This window comes from Asticcacaulis sp., from assembly GCF_047605585.1.
GTDB lineage: Bacteria > Pseudomonadota > Alphaproteobacteria > Caulobacterales > Caulobacteraceae > Asticcacaulis.
This window is the reverse complement of record NZ_JASGFK010000001.1, coordinates 1,039,159-1,060,242: the sequence shown is the minus strand read 5'-3', so window position 1 is coordinate 1,060,242 and position 21,084 is coordinate 1,039,159. Positions and strand designations below refer to the sequence as shown.

Here is a 21,084-nt window from a genome sequence, read left to right as displayed (position 1 = left end):
AAAATATGAACAATGAACCGCGTTGAGGCCATGTCCCTGTTCGTCCGGGTCGCCGAATTGCAAAGCTTCACGGCGGCAGCGCTATCGCTTGGCCTGCCGAAATCGAGTGCGTCCCAAGCCGTCAGTCAGCTGGAGGCGCATCTCAAAGTTCAACTGTTGTATCGCACGACCCGGCGCGTACAGCTGACCCACGACGGCCAGGCCTATTATGAGCGCTGCCGCGAGGTTCTAGCCGAACTCGATGAGCTGGATTCGATGTTCTCGCAAACCAGCGAACTAACCGGCGCCCTGCGGGTCGATATGCCGGTCAGCCTGGCACGCAATTTCCTGGTGCCGCGCCTGCCGGAATTTCTGGGCAAGCATCCCGGCCTGGATATCGAGCTGTCCTGTACCGATCGCCGGGTCGATGTGGTGGCGGAAGGCTTCGACTGCGTTGTCCGCGTCGGGGCTCTGAGCGATTCGGCCCTGATGTCACGCCCGCTCGGCCTGATGCGCATGGGCAATTATGCCAGTCCGGCCTACCTGACGCGTCATGGCGAACCGAAAACGCTCGATGATCTCACTCACCACCACCTGATCCACTATGCCCTGCATCTGGGCGCCCGCCCTTTTGGTTTCGAATATCGTGACGGGGATGAATACAAGGTGGTGGACATGCCGGGGCGAATAACGGTCAATAATACCGAGGCTTTCAGCAGCGCGGCGCTGGCAGGACTGGGTATCCTGCAATCTCCGCGCACCGGCAATCGTCATCATGTAGCCGAGGGCCGGCTGGTGGAGATCCTGCCGCAATATGAAGCCGAACCCTTGCCGATGTCCCTGATCTATCCGCGCCGCCGCCATCAGGCCCGGCGGGTCCGCGCCTTCATGGACTGGGTGGCCGAAATCATCACGCGCGATTATCTGGACTAAATCGACCGCCAGTGCGATCTTGCCTCAACCACAACACAGATCACAATGAAACGCCCCACCTCCTTCGATATTGCCGCCCTTGCCGGCGTCTCCCAGGCTACTGTATCGCGGGCGCTTTCCGGCGCCGCCTCTGTCAGCGAGGCCGTACGTCAGCGCGTTTTTGACGCGGCCACGCAACTCAACTACACGGTCGATGTCAATGCGCGAAAACTGCGCTCAAAGAAGATCAACACCATTGCTGTGCTGGTCTCGGAAGACCTCGACCATTCCGACAACCGCATCAATCCCTTCTTCCTGCCGCTGATCGGCTCGATCCTCGACTATGCCAATTCAAAAGGCGTCGATGTGCTGATGTCGCTGCAGAAGGCCGATGCCGACTGGGGCGCCGATTACGGTTTTTCACGCCGCGCCGACGGTATCATCTTTCTGGGCTATCGCGATTTCGACTCCTACCTGCGCAAGGTGGCCATACTGCAGCAGGTGGGCGAACCCTGGGTGGTTTTCGGGCCGGTCATGCCGGAAACGCCAAACCTGTTTATCGGCTCTCAGAACGAAGAGGGTGCGCATTCGGCGGTCGAACACCTGATCAAATTGGGCCGGCGGCGCATCGTCTTCCTGGGAGAGGCGTCAGAAGCCCATTCGGAGTTTTTCGAGCGTTATAAGGGTTACCAACGCGCCCATGCCGAAACCAAGCTGACACCTGATCCGGCCCTGGCGGTCGATTGCTTCATCTCCCGCGAAGAGGGGGCAGCGGCCATAGATCGCCTGCTGGACGAGGGCGTGGCCTTCGATGCCGTCTTTGCCGTCACCGACCTGCTGGCCATCGGCGCCATCCAGTCCCTGCAAAAGCGCGGTCTGAACGTGCCGAAAGATGTGTCTGTCATGGGCTTTGACGATCTGTGGGTCTGCACCTGCATCAACCCGACGCTCTCGACCGTACGGCAGGATACCACCACGGCTGCCCGCGTGTTGGTCGATACCCTGGCTGCCCTGATCGACAGCGAACCGGTCGAGATGACGCGCATCCCGACCCAACTGGTTATTCGTGAGTCCTGTGGCGGTTGATCAGTCGAACAGGGTCGCCAGTCCGATGATTTCCATATCCGGCGCCAGGGCACGATAGACAGGGATTTCCGACACATAGTCGCTCAGGCGGCCCTTGTCGGCATAACGGCGGCAGAAGGCGTCGACATCGAACAGGTCGCCTATCATGTCGAGCAGGTCACCCGCCAGATAAACGCCGCCGCGTGCCCCCAGGATCAGGGCGACATCCGAGGCCATGGCGGCGAACCAGCCCATGCTGAGATCGATGGCCTGCCTGGCACGCGCCTCGCCGGTCGAGGCCAGAGCAATGATTTCCTCGATCGAATGCGCCATCGCCTCATCGCCCTCGATGACCGCCAGGGCCGACCACAGGTCGACCACGCCCGGAATGGAAATCACCCGCTCGCGCGACACATGGCCGTACTTGCCGATCAGCACGCGCAGCACGGCTTCCTCGATATCACAGGTCGGGGCCAGGTCCGAATGGCCGCCCTCAGTCGGCATGGCCGTCCAGTTGCCGACACCATCCGGCGCCAGGGCCGACATACCCAGGCCATTGTGCGGACCGATGACGGCAATGACCTGCTCATCCATCGCTTCCCCCCCGCAGATCTTTTGCGCTTCACCTGCCTGCAGGCGCGGAATGGCCAGGGCCTTGGCGACAAAATCATTGACCAGATTGATGCGCTGGATACCGAGGAAATCGCGCATCTCGGCGCGATCGATCGAAAAGCCGTGATTGGGCAGCTGGATTATGCCGCCGCGTTCCCAGCCGGCGGCCGAAATCGCCGCACCCGCCAGCCGCGGCCGGTCATGCGCTTCCAGGAAGTCGGAAATGGCTGTCTTGTAGCTTTCGAGACTGTTGCAGGCGTAGTGTGAGGCTTCCTTCGGCCGTTCGCCGCGTCGCGCCAAGGCGAGTTTCAAATAGCTCCCGTTGCTGATGTCACTCAGCAGCACGTAATCTGTCATGGTATCCTTGCCCTATGTTTTTTATTTTTATGACCGGCCTTTGTATTTTTATGAGCCGGCTTAATTAAGTCGGGAAAATAAATTCCAAACCTTGATTTTTACTAAAGCTTCTGGCCAAAACACCGCGCATGCGAGGACTTTTCATGCCCCCAAAGGTCAAAATCTGCGGAATTCGGACAATCGATGCGGCACTCGCCTCGATAAATGACAGCGCTGACTTTCTGGGCTTTATTCACTTCCCGAAAAGTCCGCGTCATTTGACGCTCAACGCCATGAAAGACCTGATGTCGGCGATTCGTGGCGTTAACGCTACCATTCCGCTTGTCAGCGTTGTCGTCAATCCGGAAAATGACACGCTTAAAACGCTTCGCGACGAGATCAGGCCGGACCTGATCCAGCTCCATGGCAAGGAAACGCCGGAACGTGTGGCGGAGATCGCCGCATTAACCAATCTGCCCCTGATCAAGGCGATCAGCGTCAGCGAAAAAAGCGACCTGGCAGGTGTTTCCGCCTATGCGCCATATGTCCGTTATATGCTGTTCGATGCCAAGACGCCGAAGGACGCGGCCTTGCCCGGCGGCATGGGCTTGAGCTTCGACTGGACGATCATGCAGGCCTATGCCAGCGAAACCCCCTGGTTCCTGGCCGGGGGGCTCTCCGTCGAAAATGCCGCCGAGGCTATCGCTTTAAGCGGGGCGCCGATGCTGGATATCTCTTCCGGCGTGGAATCCGCGCCGGGCGTAAAGGACGCCGGATTGATTTCGGGCTTCCTTCGCGTCGCAAAAGCTCTATAAGGCCAGTGCCTGACCTTTAACCTGCCCCACCCTAACTTGAAGGAATGCCCACGGTGAGCGATCCCGTTCTCAGAAACAGCTACAGCCAGCCGGACGCCAAAGGCCGGTTCGGTTCTTTCGGCGGACTCTATGTTCCCGAAACCCTGATGCCGCTGGTCCTGGAACTGACGCAAGCCTGGCAAGACGCCAAGAACGACGAAGGCTTCTGGGCCGAATACCATTCCCTGCTGAAGCATTTCGTCGGCCGCCCCTCGCCGCTCTATTTCGCCGAGCGCATGACCGAACACTTCGGCGGCGCCAAGATCTATTTCAAGCGCGAAGAGCTGAACCATACCGGCGCGCACAAGATCAACAACTGCATCGGCCAGATCCTGCTGGCGAAGCGCATGGGCCGTACGCGCATCATCGCCGAAACCGGCGCGGGCCAGCACGGCGTCGCCTCGGCCACGGTCTGCGCCCGCTTCAACCTGCCCTGCACCGTCTATATGGGCGCCACCGATGTGGAACGTCAAAAGCCGAACGTCTTCCGCATGGAACTGCTCGGCACCACCGTCTCACCGGTCACCAACGGCCAGGGCACGCTGAAGGACGCCATGAACGAGGCCCTGCGCGACTGGGTCACCAATGTGCACGACACCTATTACATGATCGGTACTGCTGCCGGCATGCACCCCTATCCGGAAATGGTGCGCGAATTCCAGACCGTGATCGGCAAGGAAACCCGCACGCAGATTCTGGAACAGGAAGGCCGCCTGCCGGATGCCGTGATCGCGGCCGTGGGCGGCGGTTCGAACGCCATCGGCATGTTCCACCCGTTCATCGATTACGATACCGTGAAACTGATCGGTGTCGAAGCGGCCGGTCACGGGCTCGATGTCTATAACGGTCACGCCGCCTCGCTAAATGGCGGCCGCCCCGGCGTACTGCACGGCAACCGCACCTTCCTGCTGCAGGACGATGACGGCCAGATTCTCGAAGGCCATTCGATCTCCGCCGGGCTCGACTATCCCGGCATCGGCCCGGAACACGCCTATCTCTTCGATACCGGCCGCGCCAAGTACGTCACCACCACCGATGAGGAAGCGCTGGCCGCCTTCGCCCTGACCTGCAAGCTCGAAGGCATCATTCCGGCGCTGGAATCCTCGCACGCCATCGCCCGCGTCGGCGAACTGGCTCAGGAAGTCGGCAAGGGCGGGATCGTAGTGCTCAATCTCTCCGGTCGCGGCGACAAGGATATCGCCACAGTCGCCAAACATATGGGCCAGCAGGGAGTTGCCTCGTGAGTATCGCCCGTATCGACAAGCGTTTTGCCGACCTGAAGGCACAGAACAAGTCCGCCTTCATCGCCTATATCATGGCCGGCGATCCGGATCTGGAAACCACTTTCGAGATCCTGAAGGGTCTGCCGGCCGCCGGTGCTGATATTATCGAGCTGGGCTTCCCCTTCTCCGATCCTATGGCCGAGGGGCCGACCATTCAGCGCGCCGCCGAACGGTCACTGGCCGCTGGCACCAAACTGCGCGATGTCTTCATGCTGGTGAAGCGCTTTCGCGAGATCGACCAGGATACGCCCATCATTCTGATGGGCTATATGAATCCGGTCGAGTTCCTGGGTTATGAACGCTTCGCCAAGACGGCTTCCGAAGCTGGCGCCGATGGCCTGATCGTGGTCGATTGCCCGCCGGAAGAGGCCGACGAACTGACCGATGCGCTCGATGCCAACGATATCGCCCTGATCCGTCTGGCCACCCCGACTACGGACGCCAGCCGTCTGGAAACCGTGGTCAAGCGCACGCGCGGCTTTATCTATTACGTCTCGGTGGCCGGTGTTACCGGCGTCAAGGCGGTCGATGCCGACGCCATTGCCGATCAGGTGGCCAGGGTGCGCGCCGCCGCCAATCTGCCGGTGGCCGTGGGCTTCGGCATACGCACGCCGGAAAGTGCGGCAAGTGTTGCCCGCATTGCCGATGCGGCGGTTGTGGGCTCGGCCCTGGTGGACGAGATCAAAAATTCTTTACCGGAAAATAACCGTTCCGCGACGAAAGTTCTGGCCAAGGCCGCAGATTTGGCACAGGCTGTCCATTCTGCTCGGCTGGTGGCCCAAAATGGTAGTAAGGTGTAACCGGAGTAAGATGACGTATGGCTATGGCTGACAAGTCCGACAAGGGCCCCAAACTGCCCCCCGCCGCTAAATCCGCCGAGCGCCGTGAGCGCGGTGGCTGGCTCTCCAAAATCGCCCCCGGCATTTCCAACTTTGTTGGCAACAAGCGCGAGACGCCGGAAAACCTGTGGGTAAAAGACCCCGATACCGGCGACATGATCTATCGCTCCGACCTGGAAGCCGCCCTGTGGGTGACGCCTTCCGGCCGGCATATGCGCATCGGTCCCAAGGCCCGCATGAAGTTCACCTTCGATGACGGCCAGTTCGAGAGCTTGCCAACACCGGACGTGTTCGAGGACCCGCTGCACTTCTCCGATGGCAAGCCCTACAAGGATCGCCTGAAAGCCGCCCGCGCCGCTACCGGCGAGCGCGACGTCATGGCCATTGGTTACGGCAAGGTGCAGGGCGTCGATTGTATTGTCCTCGTGCAGGATTTCGCCTTTATGGGCGGTTCACTCGGCATGGCCGCGGGTGAGGGCTTCATCGCCGCCGCCAAGGCTGCGGTAGAACGCAAGGTGCCGATGGTGGTCTTTACTGCCGCCGGTGGTGCGCGTATGCAGGAAGGCGCGCTGTCGCTGATGCAAATGGCCCGCACCACCCTGGCCATTCAGGAACTCAAAAAGGCGCAACTGCCCTATCTCGTGGTCCTCACCGACCCGACCACCGGCGGCGTCACCGCCTCCTACGCCATGCTGGGCGATATCCATCTGGCCGAGCCGGGCGCGCTGATCTGCTTCGCCGGCCCGCGTGTCATCGAGACCACCATCCGCGAAAAGCTGCCGGAAGGCTTCCAGCGGGCGGAATTCCTGGTCGAAAAGGGCATGGTCGATCGGGTGGTTTCGCGTTCCGAGCTACCGGAAGTGCTGGGCGCGCTTATGTCCATGCTGATGAGCGGCAAGCGCAAGGCGGCCTGAGTCATGGGGTTTGGGGCCTGTGGCCCCAAACCTTTCTTCAAATGAAATGTCCGGCCTGCAGGCCGGATTTTTCATTTGAAAATAGAAGATATGGGGTCGCGAACCCCAAACTCCATAACGCAGTGCTGACTATGACCGACCGCCTCCTGCCCTTCGATGCCCCGCTTGAACGCCTGAAAGCCCTGCATCCCAAACTGATCGATCTCAATCTCGACCGGATGCTGCGCGTCTGCGAAGCCTTGGGGCGGCCACAGGACAGGCTGCCGCCGGTCGTCCATGTGGCGGGCACCAACGGCAAGGGCTCGACCATCGCTCTGTTGCGCGCCATGGCCGAAGCGCAGGGCCTGCGCGTTCATGTCTATACCTCGCCGCATCTGGTGCACTTCGCCGAGCGTATCCGCCTCGCGGGCACCCTGATCGACGAGGACTATCTCGCCTATACCTTAAGTCGTGTCGAAGCCGCCAATGCCGGTGCACCTTTGACCTTCTTCGAATCGACCACCGCCGCCGCCTTTCTCGCCTTTTCGGAAACGCCCGCCGATCTGCTCCTGCTGGAAACCGGTCTCGGCGGCCGGCTCGACGCCACCAATATCATCGCCCATCCGAAGCTGACGATCATCACGCCGATCGATTACGACCATCAGGCCTTCCTCGGTAACGATCTGGCGACCATCGCCCGACAGAAGGCAGGTATCTTCAAGCGCGGCACGCCGGCCTTAAGCGCCCGCCAGCCCGATGAAGCGGCACAGGCACTGGAATGGCAGGCCCTGAAGCACAGCATATCCCTCACCAGCATGGGCCAGGGCATCGACGCCTGGCGCGAAGGTGACCGGCTGATCTTTCAGGACGAGGATGCGTTGTACGACCTGCCTCTGCCGGCCCTGCCCGGCGCCCATCAGATCGAAAACGCTGCATTGGCCATCAAGGCGGCCTTGAGGCTCGGTATCCCGGCCGAGGCCATAGAGACCGGCCTGAAAACCGCTCAGTGGCCGGGGCGTTTGCAGGCGCTGAAAGCCGGGCCGCTATATAAGGCGCTCGATAATCCAGCTTCGGAACTTTGGCTCGATGGCGGACACAATCCCCATGCCGCACGGGCCTTGCGCGATTTCATCGACCGCCAGCAATCACGAGATCCCAAGCCACTACACCTGATCTGCGGACTGATCAATACCAAGGACGCCGGCGAATTCTTCGGTTATTTCGCCGGACTGGACGCGCAGGTCTCCTGCGTCGGTTTCAGCAGCGACGCCGCCATTCCGCCCTCTGAACTGGCCGCCGCCGCACAAACTAAGGGTCTGAAAGCGAGCCTGGCCACAAGCCCGCTCGATGCCGTCACATCATTGCCGCCTGAGCCGGTCCGGGTGCTGATCTGCGGCTCGCTCTATCTGGTCGGTGATTGCCTGGCACTGTCTGAAGACACCTGGCCACATTAACGTCTACCGCTATCGCCGGAGCCCAAACGAAAAAGCCCGCTGCGCGGACGCAACAGGCTATATTCCAGCAAGCAAAACGATCTTAGGCGATTTCGTTTTCGCCGAGCCATTCGAGCAGCTTGGCCTTCGGCATGGCGCCGACCTTCATCGAGGTCATCTGGCCATTCTTGAACAGCATCATGGTCGGGATGCCGCGCACACCGAAACGCGATGGGGTCATCGGCGAGTCCTCGATATTGAGCTTGGCGATCTTCACCTTTTCGCCCAGGCCATCGGCCAGTTCTTCGAGGATCGGCGCGATTTGCTTACAGGGACCGCACCATTCGGCCCAGAAATCGACCAGGACCGGCGTGTCGGACTTCAGAACGTCAGCTTCAAAGCTTTCGTCGGTAATTTTATGCGTAGCCATACTCGGCTCCTTTCAAACAATTGACCAATATGTAAGAGCATTGGTGACGGAAATCAACGCGCCAGAATTTCATCAAGCCTGAGATTTACTAAAGCCTCGCTTAAGGGGGTCAGCTTGGGCCCATCGGTCCAGAGCAGGGCGGCCTCCACGGTCTTCTGCGGATAGATCTGGCGCAGCAGGGTGACATAGCCGGCCATCTGGCGCTGATAGGCGATGGCGGCATCTTCCGCGCGATCCGGCGCCGGGCGATTGGACTTGTAATCGATGATCAGCACGCGATCATCCGTCACCACCAGCCGGTCGATACGGCCGGAAAGCATGATCTCATCGCCACGGGCGCTGCGGCCAAGACTGCCGGCCAGGGCCACTTCCGGACGGGAATGCGGTCCAAACGCTTCGGCAAAGCGCGGATCGGTCAGCACCGCCATGACTGCCCCGGCCATTTCCTGACGCTGACTGCCGTTAAGATCGGGCTGACGATCAAGATAGCGCGCCGCCACATCGCTGCGCTTGTCCGTGGCGATATCCGGCAGAATTTCAAACAGCTTGTGGATCAGGTTGCCGCGCCGATAACGCCCCAAGCCATTACGTGAATCGAGCGGCGACGGCGCGCGTTCCTCCTCTTCGCGGTCCTCATCCCCCATCTGCGAGATAGCCGCCCAGCGTTCGCGGCCACGTTCGAGATCGACCTCGGCCTGGGCCACGATCTGCGTGACAAAACCGGGCAGGATCACTTTTGGCGGCGCAATGGCCGCTTCGGCTGCCAATGTTGCCGAACGCTGGCCAAACAGCCGGATCACCGCTGTCTTGGCCTGCTCCAGATCATCGAAGGGTGCTTTCAGCGGCATGGCTTCCAGGCTGTGTTCCACCCGGTCAAAGGCATTGACCAGCAGATCGTACCATGGGTCGAAGGCGGCATTTTTAGAGGCCGCCCGTTTGCCGGCATAGCCGCAGAGGGTCAGACGGTCACGCGCGCGCGTCAGCGCCACATAGAGCAGGCGCAGGCCCTCCTGTTCGTCCTTCAGGCTCTTGCCGGCACGGATTTCGCCGATACCAGCCGTGTCGCCCTTGCGGCCATTGGCGCAGAGATAGAGGCTGCCGTCTTCGCCGCGCATCAGCAGATCGTCCTTGCTGGCGCTGGTGTGCTGCGGCCCGATCGGCAGGATGACCCATGGCGCCTCGAGTCCCTTGGAACCATGCACCGTCATCACCCGGACGCTGCGGCCGCCTTCCTCCTGTTCGCGTTTGATCTGCGCCGCGCGGAATTCGAACAGGTCGAGACAGGCGGAGAGACCATTGAGCCCGATGCCCTCGCCTTTCAGCGCCAGGGCCAGGGTTTCTTCCAGCACATCCTCGCACTCATCGCCCAGGCGCGTCAGGAAACGCTGTTTGATCGACCGGCCCTCGCCATCGCGGCGATTGAGCACGCGCGCCAGGAAATCGAACGCCGTCAGATGCCGCGCCGCTTCCCTGGCCCACAGCAGGAAGACCCGCACATCGGCAAAACGGCCCTCGGTTTCAGCATGATCAAGCAAGCGCCCCCATAGCGGCCCTTCACGACCCTGCGCCAGGGCATAGAGATCATCTTCAGTAAGATCGCATAGGGGCGAACGCAGCACGCAGGCCAGGGACAGATTGTCATTAGCCTGCAAACAGAAACGCATCAGGGCCCGCAGATCCTGGAAGGCAATATGGTCGCCGAGCTTCAAACGGTCGGCGCCAGAGACCGGCACGCCGGAAATCTTCAGTTCACGGATGATATGCTCAAACAGGGCATCGCGTTTGCGCACCAGGATCAGCACGTCACCGGCATGGAGGGGCCGCGGGTCACCATTTTTGCTGAAAACCACCCGGCCCGTCTCAATTTCAGAGCGAATGGTCGCCGCCAGTTGCCTAGCCAGACGTTTGGCCGCCGGATCGCGCGAACCCGCATCGACCGGCGCGATATCGGCCTCATCGGCGTCCGCCTCCGCCGCATCAATCGGCTGGGCCAGCGGCCATAGCTCGACCAGGCCCTTTTCCTTCAGGCGAAAGGCTTCGTGGGTAATGCGGTGATTATAATCGAGCGTCAGGGCGTGTGAGAGGTCCTGCGCATCATAGACCGCATCCACAAATCCGAGAATTTCCGGCAAGGTGCGATAGGACAGGATCAGTTCCGGCACACGCGGGCTTTGCCCAGCCGCGATGGCCCGGCCGATGAAATACTGCCGCGCCTCGGCGAACTTGTCCGGCCGTGCCCCCTGAAAGCCATAGATCGACTGCTTTTCATCGCCGACGGCGAAGACGGTGCGCAACTGACCCTCGCTCGACTGACCGCGGCCACTGAAAAAGTCCTCGGCCAGCGCCCGGACGATCACCCACTGATCTTCGGAGGTATCCTGCGCTTCGTCGACCAGTATATGTTCCAGCCCACCATCGAGCTTGAACAGCACCCAGGTCGCCATATCGCCGCGTGACAAGAGGTCCTTGGCCTTGTTGATCAGGTCCTGGAAATCGAGCGCGCCTTCGCGGCCCTTGCGGTCCTGATAGATGCCGCTGAAGGCATGGAAGAGTAGCAGGGCATCGAGCGTATTGTCGGCGATTTCAGCCGCCCGCATCCGGTCCATAACACCGGGCACAGCCTCGGCCAGACGATGCAGTTCCTGCTTATCGGCCTCGCTGGCCTTGCCGGAATAGGTATGGCTGCTGAAGCTGCCCTTGTCGGTATAGAAGCACTTGTACCAGTCGTGGATATCGAAACGGCCAGCATTGTGCGCCTCGATCACTGCCAGCAGCTTGGCGCCGGTCTTCTGATTATAGGCGCCTTCGGTCGTCGCCATCGAGCGCGCCAGGTCTTCGATGCTTGGCCAATAGAGACTCTGTTCGTAGCCGGCAATGACTTCCTCGGGCGAGGTCAGTTCATTCAGCCCCAGGCTCTGGAATATGCCCAGCATCCAGTTGTCCTGACGCGCCCGCAGGTCTTCGAAAGCCGCTTTCAGGTCATCGTGCTGATGGATGAACTGGGACAACAGCCGTTCGAAACCGGAAACCTTCAGCTTACGGATCAATCGGTCGCGCGCTTCGGTGACCGCCTCATATTCCGCCGCCTCCAGGGTCAGCAGATCGGCGGACGCCTTGGCCGCCAGTTCGCTGCCGATCAGGTCATCCAGCACCTGAAAGGCGGGAGACAACCCCGCTTCCAGCGGAAACCGACGCAGCAGTTTTTCACAGAAACCGTGCAGGGTCTGGATCTTCAGACCGCCCGGTGTTTCCAGCGCCTTGGCGAACAGGGCCCGAGCGCGAGCCAGATCGTACGGCGACTCGTCGATGCGCTCCAGGTCGGCACGCAGGTCTTCGTCACTGCGCACCGCCCATTTGCCGAGCTGATCGAACAGGCGTTCCTGCATTTCGGCGGCCGCCGCCTTGGTATAGGTCACGCACAGGATGCGCTCCGGCTTTGCCCCATTGAGCAACAGGCGGGCGACACGGTTGACCAGGGTCGAGGTCTTGCCGGACCCGGCATTGGCGGTCAGGAAGGCCGAGGCCTTCGGATCGGCGGCTATATTCTGGGCATTCGGGTTTTGGGCGTTCATTCCGAAACCTCCTCTTCCGAGGTTTCCTCGTCGCCGAGCACGCTCCATTCGTAGAGCCGCGCCAGATGGTCGTAATCACCGCCGCGCACCTTCTGGAATTGCGGTGCGGTCCAGGAGAGATAGGGCTTGTCCGGATCAGCATAGGCTTCCAGCCGCTGGCGCAAGCCGGCCAGCGCCTTTTCGGCCAGATCAGTGGCAATCTCGCCCTTCTGCACGGCATTGCGCGTGGCGGTCTTGTCCGGCGTCACCTGCACATAAAGCAGCTCACCGACTGGTTTTTCGGCTTCGATACCCGCAAAACCGCCATGGCGCAGAATGGCCGCCGTCAGGGTCAGCTGCGGATAGAAACCAGCCGCCACCGCCTTGGCCGAAGGCGGCTGGCCGGTCTTGAAATCGAGAATATCGACGCCCGTCTCGCGCACCTCGATGCGGTCGGCCTTGGCGGTCAAGCTGAACGCGCCGCGCGAAGTGCCGAGTTTCAGCTCACCCTGCTGCTCGATGACCAGGCGCGGCCTGTCCTTGCGACGCTCGGTTTCGAAGGCGACAAATTCGCGCGCCATCCCGGCCAGCAGCGGCCTTTGCAGGGCCATCTGCGCCGGGGAGAGGTGGGTCTCAGTCAGTTCTTCTTCCAGCATATCGGTAAGACGGCGCACGCCTTCTTCGCCCAGCACCCCGGCCTCGGCAAAGCGCTCCAGGCTCTGGTGGATGGCGGTGCCGCGCTGGCGGGCCTCCACCGGCTCATTGGGCCGATCCATCGGCTTCAAATCGAGAATGCGGCGGGCATAGATGGCATAGGGGTCGCGCACGAAGACCTCGACCTGGGTCACCGGCATGGACTTGGGCCGCACCTCTATCGGCGGCTTCGGCGCGGGGCGAACGGCCGGTTTCAGCGTCGCCGGTTTTTCCGCCAGACCCGCATCCATGGCCCGCGCCCAGTCGAGATAGCGGCCATCGGTAGGGATCTTCAGACCGGCGCCATCGCACAGGGTTTGCAGCCGCCACAGCCAGCGCGAGGCTACCTGCGGCTCGCCTTCGCGACGATGGCGGGTGACCAGAAACACTTCCGGCGCGGCGGCAGCCTGAACGAAATCGTGCGCCGACAGGCCGGTGCGTCGCTCAGGCGTCGGCAGGCCCAGTTTCTGGCGCATCGGACGCGACAGGAAGGGATCAAGCTCCGGCGCCTGGGGCCAGACGCCTTCCTCCAGCCCCGCCAGGATCAGCCGGTCGGCCTTGACCAGACGCGCCTCGATGGCGCCCAGGATCAGCAGGCGCGGATGGGTATTGCCGCCGGTGCGCACCTTGCAGCGCGCGATCTGATGCGTCAGGATATCCGAAACCTCACGTAGGCCGGAGATGGTGAAGCCCGCGCTCTCGCGCATCAGTTCGGCCAGCATTTCCGACGCCTGCAAGCCGGGCGCGCCGGACCACAAAATCTGGCCATCCTCCACCGCCAGACTTTCCGCCAGGGCGACGATGCGGCCGACCGAGCGATTGAGATCGTCAAAGACATAACCCTGCGCCGGCTCCATCAGGGCCAGATATTGTTCCCACAGATCTATGGCCGCCTCATTGACACGGCCCTCGTGGTTCGGCGTCACCAGAATATGCGTGATACTGTCGATACTAACCGGCGTGGCGCCGCGGAGGGCGCCTTTTTCCAGACCGTAACGGCCGAAATGATCGGCAAAGCGGCACCGCGGATGATTGAACAGACTAAGCAGGCGCACCGGATCGTGCGGCGTTTCCATCAGGGCCAGCACATCGAGCAGGAAGCGCCCGGTCTGGCTGTTGGCCAGCGGTTCGCCTGCCGAGGAATCCGGCTGCAACCCCCAGCGCGACAGGCGCGCGGCGACACGGCGCGACAGGCTCAGATCCGGCGTGATCAGAGCCGCCACCTGACCGGGCGTTTCCAGGGTTTCGCGCATCAGCAGGGCGATGACCGAGGCGGCCTCCTCATCGCGCGCCGTATGGATTTCGGTCAGCCCTTTCAGGCCTTCATTGAGAGTATCACCCTCTTCCGCCTTGAGAACGGCGATCTGGGCCAGCCAGTCCTTGGTGGCCTCAGCCGGGCGCAGGGCCTCGTTGAGCAGACGGCGGCGGGCATCGCCCTTGCGGTCGGCCTCCATCGCCGCCGGCCAGGTACGCACCTGCTCACGCGTTACACCGTGGCGATCGAGCGCCCGTTTCATTGTGCCTTGCGGGTGCGATTCCTCGATCTGCGCCCAGACATCATCGGCCAGCGACAGATCGAGCCCCGGCAGCACTACGGCGCCCAAAGGTGCATTGGCCACTACCTGCATCAGGTCGGCCATCGAAGGCGCCGAGCCGGTGGTTCCGGCCAGGATCAGCGGTGTTTGCGGCGGATGATCCGTCCACTGATCAACCAGCCGGCGGATCAGGGTCACTTGCCGTTGCGACGGGTCCATCAGGCCCAGTTCGGCCAGCCGCTTCGGCCAGGCCTGAACCGCGACATTGAGGAATTTTGCCGATACCTGCCAATGCTGCGCCCAGGTTTCCAGCGTGTATTGATCCTCGCCATAACCGGTCACCAGGCTTTCCAGCCGGTCGGCGGCATCGATCTCTTCCAGCGCCAGGGAGTCGAAGAAACCGGCGAGACTGTCGGCCAGTTCGAGCGCCAGTTTCGCAGAGACCTCGCGGCCATCGAGCCCGTCATATTCTGTGGTGATCAGGCGCGCCAGTTCGAAGCGGCGACGCAGAGGTGACAGGGCCGGCGGCAAATCGAGCGCCAGGGCTTCGAGGTCGAACGGCGGTTCGCCTTCATCGAGATCGCCGATGGCGCGTATCTGCGGCAGCAGCAGGGCCCCATCGCGCGCCTGCTGCGAAAAAGAGCGTGCCATGGCGCGCGCGCCGCGCCGGGTCGGGGTCAGTATCTGGGCGGTCGACAGACGATCACCGAGCGATTCACAGATGCCGCGCGCCAGATCATTCAGAAAACAGCGCCCGGAAGGGATGGTGAACCAGCGCGGCCCGGAGCGGTCGAAAAGGTCTGATGTCGCGCTCATGCTCTAAGATGTGCCTCGGCATAGTCACGCGCCGCCGGATCGCCGACGTGCATCCATTTGCCGGTAAAGACTGTGCCATGCAGGCGGCCTTGCGGCGCCAGTTGCCGCCAGAGACGCGACAGGGAAAAGGCGCCTTCCGGCTCGGCATCGATGATCTGCGGCCTGGTGATATGCACGCCCATATAGTTCCATGGCGCGGAGGGCGCCTCATTGCGGAAGGCCAGCCGGCCATCCGTCAGGAAGAAGTCGCCAGGTCCATCGAAGCCGTGACTGGTTTCCATGGCGGTAACCAGCAGGGCGGCATCCATCTCTTCCGGATTCCACTGCGCGCACAGGGCCTTTAGAGCGGTGCCATCCGGATCTTTTTCCAGCCAGACACTGTCGATATTGGCCACCCAGATCGGATCGTCGCCCAACAGCGGCCGCGCCTTTTTCAGGCCGCCGCCGGTTTCGAGCAAAGCGTCGCGTTCATCGGAAATGACGATATCGAGATCGGTGCGCGCCTTCAGATGCGCCTCTAGCCGATCGGCGAAATAGTGGACATTGACCACGAAGCGCTTCGCGCCTGCCGCGCTCAGGCGATCGAGCATATGGTCGATCAGGGTACGGCCACCGACCTCGACCAGAGCCTTGGGTCGGTCGTCCGTCAGCGGCCGCATGCGCGTGCCCAGACCGGCAGCCAGGATAAAGGCGGTTTCAGGAATCACAAGTAGTCTCCAAATCCATTGCGCATAAACCAGTCACGCAGATCGGCCATGCCCTCGGCGGCAAGATTGCGCTTCAAATGACCCCACATGCGCGGGATAAAGGCTTCATATTTCGGCTTGCCGTCACGCGTCACCAGCCGGGCGAAAACGCCAAGAATACGCGCCGCATTCAGCGTGGCCAGGGCGTTATAGTCATGCATGAAATCTGCCCGGTCGACATGCCGGCGCAGAGCGAAATAGTGTTCGAGGCACAGGGTTTCCAGCGCCGGAGAGACATCGCGACGGGCATCTTGCAGCAGGGATAGCAAGTCCCACGAGGGATGGGCACGCAGGGCATCCTGAAAATCGATCAGGCCGACGCGCGCCACGCCGTCGCGCTGCGGCAGCCAGATCAGGTTCTCGGCGTGAAAGTCGCGATGAATAAACACGTTGGCCCCGGCCTCGGCGCGCTTGCGACGTGGCGCCCACAGGCCTTCCCATTCCGTCAGAGCCTGGTCGTTCAGCGAGATCGAACGATCATATTGCGGATACCATTCGGTAAAGACATCCGCCCCGGTCTTCAGCGCCAGGCCGTCATAGACAAGCAGCGGCCACCCTCCAGCCAGAATATCAGGCGGCGAGGTCTCATGCAGTTTGGCCTGCACCTCGATGGCTGCCAGGTAGAGCGGCGCCTCGGCCTCGCCTTTTTCAATCAGCGAGACAAACAGGTTGTCGCCGAGGTCTTCGCTGATCAGCAGGCCATTGGCGGTATCGGCCGCGATGATCTCCGGCGCGGAAAGCCCTTGCCCACGCAGATACTGCGCCACGGCGACAAAGGCCTCAAGACGTCCGCCTGACAGCCGGGCCAGAGCGAAATAGCCCTTGGTGCAGCGCTCATCGACGGTATCGCCTGGTGCGCAAGGCACAGCACCCGTGGGAGGCTGGTCCATCAGCATAAAGCGACGGCCATCGGTGCGGATCAGGCGCTCATAACGGCGCGTCGAGGCATCGCCCGGTAAGGGGTGGCGTTCGGCATCCCCAAAACCGTGCGTGGTCAAAAAAGATTGTTTCAGGGCCTCGCGATCGCTCATCGGAACCTCCCCTGCGGAGTCAGAGTGAACTGCCGCCCCCCTTGCGGGCTCTCGGTCAGGACAATATCGAGCCGGTCGGCAAAACCGAGGTGTTCCAGACGCTGTGGCCATTCGATCAGCACCACGCTGTGCGCCAGGGCGTCATCCAGGGCCAGTTCGTAGGATTCCTCCGGCGATTTCAGGCGGTAGAGATCGAGATGGGCGATTTCGAACCCCGGTCCGTCATAGGTCTGCATCAGGGTAAAGGTCGGTGACGGTACGTCCTGCTCCGGGTTTGTCAGGGCACGGATGATCGACCTCGCCAGCGACGATTTGCCCATACCCAGCTCGCCCAGAAGATAGACGACATCGCCGCCTTTAAGCTGCGGCGCGATCCGGCCGCCCAGCGCCAGGGTGGCTGCCTCATCCGGCAGATGCAGGCTGTGCGGTCGGGAAAGATCGAGAAGGTCAGGCATGAAAAATCTTATCCGGCGCAGCGGGCAGTTGCAACTCGACATAGGCCTTCAAACGCTCGGTATCCAGCCCTTCGGTCTGCGGATCGATCAGCGGACCGACCGTCAGGTCAAAACGCTTGCCGGCCTTGTTAAGAAACTCATGGAACAGGGTGATATCGCGCAATTCCTGCGAAAAGCGGTTGAACAGGTGAAACCAGACGCTGTCCGGTCCACTGACATGCACCGGCACGATGGGTGCGCCGTACTTCTGCGCCAGGGAAACCGCCGTCGGCGCCCATGGCGGATCGATCAGCTGGTTCTGCGCATTGCGCCGCGCCAGCCGCCCGGCCGGGAACATAACGACGCAGCGCTCCGCTTCGAAGGCCTCTTTTGCGCCCTGCAGTGTCAGGCGGGTCTTCTCGCGCGTGCGCTTGGCCTCAACCCACTCGACCGGAATCAGCACCTCGCCGAAGCGCGGATTGACACGCAGGGCATCGGCATTGGCGAAGAAAACGGCATCCTGGCGGCGCTTCAGGATAGCGTCATAGACGGCAATACCATCGGCGATACCGGTCGGGTGATTGCAGACGACGAGACAGCGTCCCTTTTCCGGCAGCCGCTCCAGCGCCCGTACCTCCGCCTGCAGGCACAGGAGTTGCGAGATATAATCCAACGCCTCGGCCCCAGATATACCGGCAATGGCATCGGCCATGCGCACGGCCCGGTCGCGCCCCAGCAGGCCATACAGCAGCGGCCGGGCCACAGGCCACGCCGGCGAGCGCACCAGACGCGGCGCGCGCTCGTAAATCAATTCGTCGACAATATGCAAGGGCGCCATCAGGTCCGGAAATCCTGGCCATCTGGTAGACCGCTTCGCCACACTCCCGCAAGGCCGGTATCAGGACATCTTGGCAAAGGGGGCCGGACTATGTATGACTCGACACATGACCGATGCCACTTCTCATTCGTTCAGGCCGCCGGTGACGCCCCCTTCCGCGTCCCCCCTGGCGCCTATGGCTGCCCCGGTCAGCGAAGATCGCCGCCGTCCGAAGGCCGTTCTTCCCTATATCTGCCTGTGGAGCGTCACGCTTTTGTGTGTGGTTTTTGCACTCCTCGCCATGTTCCTGCAAAGCTGAAGGCCGGATTTCTGGCTTTGGGTGTTTTTTACACCCTTTTGCATCGATTTCTTATATTAACCATGATGGGTTTTCGCGGTGCGCGTTCAGGATTATAGTCGGCCGTAATTGCGCGGCGCCATTAGGGTTTGGGGAGGCCTACGGGGGTGATAATAAGCCGAAAAGTCCTGCTATGGGCCATGGCCCTGGTAGTCATCCTGCCAACGCTTTTCGGCGCGGGCTACTGGTTCTATTGGGACCAGTTCCAGCGCTATGCCCCGGTCACCATCACCGCGCCCAATGATATCGCCAGCATCCAAAGCCTGCTGGATCGCGTCGACTATGTCTCGCCCGATTACCAGAAGGCCGTGCTGAGCACGGGGCCCGCATCCGGCGTCACCACCGCCGTGACCCAGCCGGTGGCCAAGCGCTGGGTCTATCTGGTTACATTCCGCAATTGCGAGCCCTGCCGCGCCTATGAAGACATCGAGTTCCCGCGCCTGCAGGCCGGCGGTATCGAAACCCGCGTCGTGCCCTTTGCTCTGGCCGATAATGGCACGACCAAGCAATCCACGCCCGAGGAACGCTCGACCATTGCCGAACTGTGGCTGAACCGCAGCTGGCCACTCTATCAGCAATGGCGCAACACGCCGGTCGAAAGCTGGAAGGCGGAAAACATCGCCGTGGCGGATAATGACATGGCGCGCTCCGGCGTGGTCTGGGCCTCGCGCGAATTCATCACCGAGCTGGCGCCCCTGCTGCGCAACAGCAAGGTCAATATCGCCTATCCGCTGATCATATGGCGCAACAAAAATAACCAGCTGCGCGTCTGCAGCTGTACCAGCAACCGGGCTTATCACTTCATCCGTGAAGACCTGGGCCTGCCCGGCGACCTGGAAACCGATGTGCGTGATCTGCTCAAATTGCCGAAGCAGCTCCTGCCCTCGGGCAGCGAAAGCGCGGCCTCATCTTCCAGCCTGGCGCCGGCGCCGGGCTTAAGCGCCGGCAAGCAATATGGACCGGATTCGACGCCTTCGAGTTTCTGAGGTTCGGCGCATTAAAAAACCCGCCTAGTTAAAGGCGGGTTTTTCATTTCAGCTTTCGCAATTTTTCTAGCAGCTCAAGCGCCGCATGGCTCCTCGCATATGCTCGGACGGCCAGTTGGCCTTGCCATTTGCCCGAGTAAACTCAGGCAAATGGAGTTACGCTTCGGTACCGGCGTCGGCATTGCCCGACGATTCAGCGGCGGCCATGGCGGCGCGCAGCTCGGCGCCCTTGGAACCGCGCGTCGAGTTCATCGAACGCTCGGCGATACGGGCCGACTTGCCGCGGCGATCGCGCAGATAGTAGAGCTTGGCGCGACGGACAACACCGCGACGCTTGACTTCGATGCCTTCGATCAGCGGCGACAGGATCGGGAACTTACGCTCGACGCCTTCGCCGAACGAGATCTTGCGGACCGTGAAGGTTTCGTTGATGCCGGTGCCGGCGCGGGCGATACAGACGCCTTCGAAGGCCTGGACGCGTTCGCGGTCGCCTTCCTTGATCTTGACGCTGACGCGCAGGGTGTCACCCGGCTGGAATTCTGGGAAGGTCTTGCCGCCCTTCAGTTTGGCGACTTCTTCAGCTTCGATTTGCTGCAGCAGGTTCATATGAACGCTCCTAATAATTATGTACCCGAAAGTACGTTGAGGCTTATTTGCCTTTTAGCTGTGATTTGGAAAGCCAGGCTGCCCAGAGATCGGGACGCCGTTCCTTCGTGGTTGCCTCTCTTTGTTCCTGTCGCCATTTGGCGGCTTTCTTGTGATCGCCGTTTAGCAACACTTCGGGGATGTCGAGGCCCTCGAACGTCCGCGGTCTTGTGAACTGCGGCTGCTCCAGGAGTCCATCCTCAAAGCTTTCATTATCGAGACTGGCCTGTGCGCCGAGAACCCCCGGAATAAGCCGCACCACCGCCTCGATCGTCACCATCGCCGCCGCTTCCCCGCCCGCAAGGACGGCATCGCCGACGCTGATTTCCTCGAACCCGCGGCTGTCTAGCACCCGCTGATCCACCCCTTCAAACCGGCCGCACAAAACGACCAGGCCGGGCTTCTGAGCCCATTCCTTGACCTTCGCTTGTGTCAGGGGCCTGCCACGCGCGCTCATATAGACGAGAGGGCGATCATTTAGCTCCATGGAATCAAGAGCTTGTGCGATCACATCCGCCTTGAGGACCTGTCCGGGGCCACCGCCCGCGGGGGTATCGTCAAGAAAGCCGCGCTTATCGCTCGAAAAGTTGCGAATGTCCAGTGTTTCCAAGGCCCAGCGCGCAGATTCTTTCCAGGCCGTGCCGATCAGCGACACACCAAGCGGGCCCGGAAAGGCTTCCGGGAACATGGTCAGGACGGTGACCTGATAGGGGTTTTGGGTGTCTTGGGTATCTGGCATGCGGGCTCTATAACCGCAACACCCGCTACAAGCAAGAAACCCCACCACCACGCCCTGCGGGTGCGGTCCCCCTCCCCGGCAGAGCCGGGGAGGTTAA

At 61.6% G+C, this 21,084-nt stretch carries 19 protein-coding genes; 9 read left to right on the top strand and 10 right to left on the bottom strand.

Features of this window, described 5'->3' with window-relative positions; genetic code table 11:
• Positions 1 to 12 precede the first annotated feature (12 nt).
• Both QM647_RS04975 and QM647_RS04970 read left to right on the top strand, forming a co-directional pair.
• On the top strand, positions 13 to 912 hold the full coding sequence (locus tag QM647_RS04975) for a LysR family transcriptional regulator (protein ID WP_414994366.1): 900 nt from the start codon (positions 13 to 15) through the stop codon (positions 910 to 912).
• Positions 913 to 957: 45 nt separating this feature from the next.
• Positions 958 to 1,977: a LacI family DNA-binding transcriptional regulator gene (locus QM647_RS04970; protein ID WP_414994365.1), complete on the top strand. Its 1,020-nt coding sequence runs from the start codon at positions 958 to 960 to the stop codon at positions 1,975 to 1,977.
• Here QM647_RS04970 and QM647_RS04965 read toward each other — a convergent pair whose 3' ends face one another.
• A complete protein-coding gene (locus tag QM647_RS04965) occupies positions 1,978 to 2,925 on the bottom strand; it encodes a glucokinase (protein WP_414994364.1) in 948 nt (315 codons plus the stop codon).
• Between the two features lie 143 nt (positions 2,926 to 3,068).
• On the opposite strand from QM647_RS04965, the gene QM647_RS04960 reads away from it, so the two are divergent.
• The 5 genes from QM647_RS04960 (at position 3,069) to QM647_RS04940 (ending at position 8,227) form a co-directional block, all read left to right on the top strand.
• A complete protein-coding gene (locus tag QM647_RS04960) occupies positions 3,069 to 3,719 on the top strand; it encodes a phosphoribosylanthranilate isomerase (protein ID WP_414994363.1) in 651 nt (216 codons plus the stop codon).
• A 53-nt stretch (positions 3,720 to 3,772) separates the two neighbouring features.
• On the top strand, positions 3,773 to 5,002 hold the full coding sequence (gene trpB / locus QM647_RS04955) for a tryptophan synthase subunit beta (protein WP_414994362.1): 1,230 nt from the start codon (positions 3,773 to 3,775) through the stop codon (positions 5,000 to 5,002).
• Entirely contained in the window at positions 4,999 to 5,841 is an 843-nt protein-coding gene (gene trpA / locus QM647_RS04950; protein WP_414994361.1) for a tryptophan synthase subunit alpha, read from the top strand. Before trpB ends, trpA begins: the two co-directional genes overlap by 4 nt.
• Before the next feature lie 17 nt (positions 5,842 to 5,858).
• Entirely contained in the window at positions 5,859 to 6,794 is a 936-nt protein-coding gene (locus QM647_RS04945; RefSeq protein WP_414994360.1) for an acetyl-CoA carboxylase carboxyltransferase subunit beta, read from the top strand.
• A gap of 131 nt (positions 6,795 to 6,925) precedes the next feature.
• Positions 6,926 to 8,227 (top strand): bifunctional folylpolyglutamate synthase/dihydrofolate synthase, encoded by a 1,302-nt coding sequence (locus QM647_RS04940; RefSeq protein ID WP_414994359.1) that lies wholly within the window; start codon positions 6,926 to 6,928, stop codon positions 8,225 to 8,227.
• An 82-nt stretch (positions 8,228 to 8,309) separates the two neighbouring features.
• On the opposite strand, the gene trxA is transcribed toward QM647_RS04940, so the two are convergent.
• Genes trxA through QM647_RS04905 form a run of 7 tightly spaced genes read right to left on the bottom strand, consistent with a single transcriptional unit; the run spans position 8,310 to position 18,280 of the window.
• On the bottom strand, positions 8,310 to 8,636 hold the full coding sequence (gene trxA, locus QM647_RS04935; protein ID WP_414994358.1) for a thioredoxin: 327 nt from the start codon (positions 8,634 to 8,636) through the stop codon (positions 8,310 to 8,312).
• Positions 8,637 to 8,689: 53 nt separating this feature from the next.
• Positions 8,690 to 12,208, bottom strand: coding sequence for a double-strand break repair helicase AddA (gene addA, locus QM647_RS04930; protein ID WP_414994357.1), 3,519 nt, complete (start codon positions 12,206 to 12,208; stop codon positions 8,690 to 8,692).
• Complete coding sequence (gene addB / locus QM647_RS04925; RefSeq protein ID WP_414994356.1) at positions 12,205 to 15,231, bottom strand: double-strand break repair protein AddB; 3,027 nt, start codon at positions 15,229 to 15,231, stop codon at positions 12,205 to 12,207. Before addB ends, addA begins: the two co-directional genes overlap by 4 nt.
• The gene (murU, locus tag QM647_RS04920) at positions 15,228 to 15,938 is read right to left on the bottom strand and encodes an N-acetylmuramate alpha-1-phosphate uridylyltransferase MurU (protein ID WP_414994355.1); all 711 of its coding nucleotides are present in this window, start codon (positions 15,936 to 15,938) and stop codon (positions 15,228 to 15,230) included. Before murU ends, addB begins: the two co-directional genes overlap by 4 nt.
• On the bottom strand, positions 15,935 to 17,008 hold the full coding sequence (gene amgK / locus QM647_RS04915) for an N-acetylmuramate/N-acetylglucosamine kinase AmgK (protein ID WP_414994354.1): 1,074 nt from the start codon (positions 17,006 to 17,008) through the stop codon (positions 15,935 to 15,937). Before amgK ends, murU begins: the two co-directional genes overlap by 4 nt.
• Entirely contained in the window at positions 17,005 to 17,463 is a 459-nt protein-coding gene (gene tsaE / locus QM647_RS04910) for a tRNA (adenosine(37)-N6)-threonylcarbamoyltransferase complex ATPase subunit type 1 TsaE (RefSeq protein WP_414994353.1), read from the bottom strand. Before tsaE ends, amgK begins: the two co-directional genes overlap by 4 nt.
• Positions 17,456 to 18,280, bottom strand: coding sequence for a GNAT family N-acetyltransferase (locus QM647_RS04905; protein ID WP_414994352.1), 825 nt, complete (start codon positions 18,278 to 18,280; stop codon positions 17,456 to 17,458). The genes tsaE and QM647_RS04905 overlap by 8 nt, the downstream gene beginning before the upstream one ends.
• Before the next feature lie 106 nt (positions 18,281 to 18,386).
• On the opposite strand from QM647_RS04905, the gene QM647_RS04900 reads away from it, so the two are divergent.
• Both QM647_RS04900 and QM647_RS04895 read left to right on the top strand, forming a co-directional pair.
• Positions 18,387 to 18,578 carry a hypothetical protein gene (locus QM647_RS04900; RefSeq protein ID WP_414994351.1) on the top strand — a complete coding sequence of 64 codons (192 nt, stop codon included), beginning with the start codon at positions 18,387 to 18,389 and terminating at the stop codon, positions 18,576 to 18,578.
• A gap of 179 nt (positions 18,579 to 18,757) precedes the next feature.
• On the top strand, positions 18,758 to 19,603 hold the full coding sequence (locus tag QM647_RS04895; protein ID WP_414994350.1) for a hypothetical protein: 846 nt from the start codon (positions 18,758 to 18,760) through the stop codon (positions 19,601 to 19,603).
• A gap of 156 nt (positions 19,604 to 19,759) precedes the next feature.
• Here QM647_RS04895 and rplS read toward each other — a convergent pair whose 3' ends face one another.
• Together rplS and trmD are read right to left on the bottom strand one after the other, a co-directional pair.
• Positions 19,760 to 20,209, bottom strand: coding sequence for a 50S ribosomal protein L19 (gene rplS, locus QM647_RS04890; protein ID WP_414994349.1), 450 nt, complete (start codon positions 20,207 to 20,209; stop codon positions 19,760 to 19,762).
• 43 nt (positions 20,210 to 20,252) lie between these two features.
• Positions 20,253 to 20,987: a tRNA (guanosine(37)-N1)-methyltransferase TrmD gene (trmD, locus tag QM647_RS04885; RefSeq protein ID WP_414994348.1), complete on the bottom strand. Its 735-nt coding sequence runs from the start codon at positions 20,985 to 20,987 to the stop codon at positions 20,253 to 20,255.
• Positions 20,988 to 21,084: the final 97 nt, after the last annotated feature.

What these genes read in the sequence shown, in the direction of transcription:
- tsaE (WP_414994353.1), bottom strand. Translation starts at nt 17,463, where the DNA reads ATGCCTGACCTTCTCGATCTTTCCCGACCGCACAGCCTGCATCTGCCG.
- QM647_RS04940 (WP_414994359.1), top strand. Translation starts at nt 6,926, where the DNA reads ATGACCGACCGCCTCCTGCCCTTCGATGCCCCGCTTGAACGCCTGAAA.
- QM647_RS04960 (WP_414994363.1), top strand. Translation starts at nt 3,069, where the DNA reads ATGCCCCCAAAGGTCAAAATCTGCGGAATTCGGACAATCGATGCGGCA.
- addA (WP_414994357.1), bottom strand. Translation starts at nt 12,208, where the DNA reads ATGAACGCCCAAAACCCGAATGCCCAGAATATAGCCGCCGATCCGAAG.
- QM647_RS04905 (WP_414994352.1), bottom strand. Translation starts at nt 18,280, where the DNA reads ATGGCGCCCTTGCATATTGTCGACGAATTGATTTACGAGCGCGCGCCG.
- QM647_RS04945 (WP_414994360.1), top strand. Translation starts at nt 5,859, where the DNA reads ATGGCTATGGCTGACAAGTCCGACAAGGGCCCCAAACTGCCCCCCGCC.
- amgK (WP_414994354.1), bottom strand. Translation starts at nt 17,008, where the DNA reads ATGAGCGATCGCGAGGCCCTGAAACAATCTTTTTTGACCACGCACGGT.
- QM647_RS04965 (WP_414994364.1), bottom strand. Translation starts at nt 2,925, where the DNA reads ATGACAGATTACGTGCTGCTGAGTGACATCAGCAACGGGAGCTATTTG.
- QM647_RS04975 (WP_414994366.1), top strand. Translation starts at nt 13, where the DNA reads ATGAACCGCGTTGAGGCCATGTCCCTGTTCGTCCGGGTCGCCGAATTG.
- rplS (WP_414994349.1), bottom strand. Translation starts at nt 20,209, where the DNA reads ATGAACCTGCTGCAGCAAATCGAAGCTGAAGAAGTCGCCAAACTGAAG.
- addB (WP_414994356.1), bottom strand. Translation starts at nt 15,231, where the DNA reads ATGAGCGCGACATCAGACCTTTTCGACCGCTCCGGGCCGCGCTGGTTC.
- trxA (WP_414994358.1), bottom strand. Translation starts at nt 8,636, where the DNA reads ATGGCTACGCATAAAATTACCGACGAAAGCTTTGAAGCTGACGTTCTG.
- QM647_RS04970 (WP_414994365.1), top strand. Translation starts at nt 958, where the DNA reads ATGAAACGCCCCACCTCCTTCGATATTGCCGCCCTTGCCGGCGTCTCC.
- QM647_RS04900 (WP_414994351.1), top strand. Translation starts at nt 18,387, where the DNA reads ATGACCGATGCCACTTCTCATTCGTTCAGGCCGCCGGTGACGCCCCCT.
- QM647_RS04895 (WP_414994350.1), top strand. Translation starts at nt 18,758, where the DNA reads ATGGCCCTGGTAGTCATCCTGCCAACGCTTTTCGGCGCGGGCTACTGG.
- trmD (WP_414994348.1), bottom strand. Translation starts at nt 20,987, where the DNA reads ATGCCAGATACCCAAGACACCCAAAACCCCTATCAGGTCACCGTCCTG.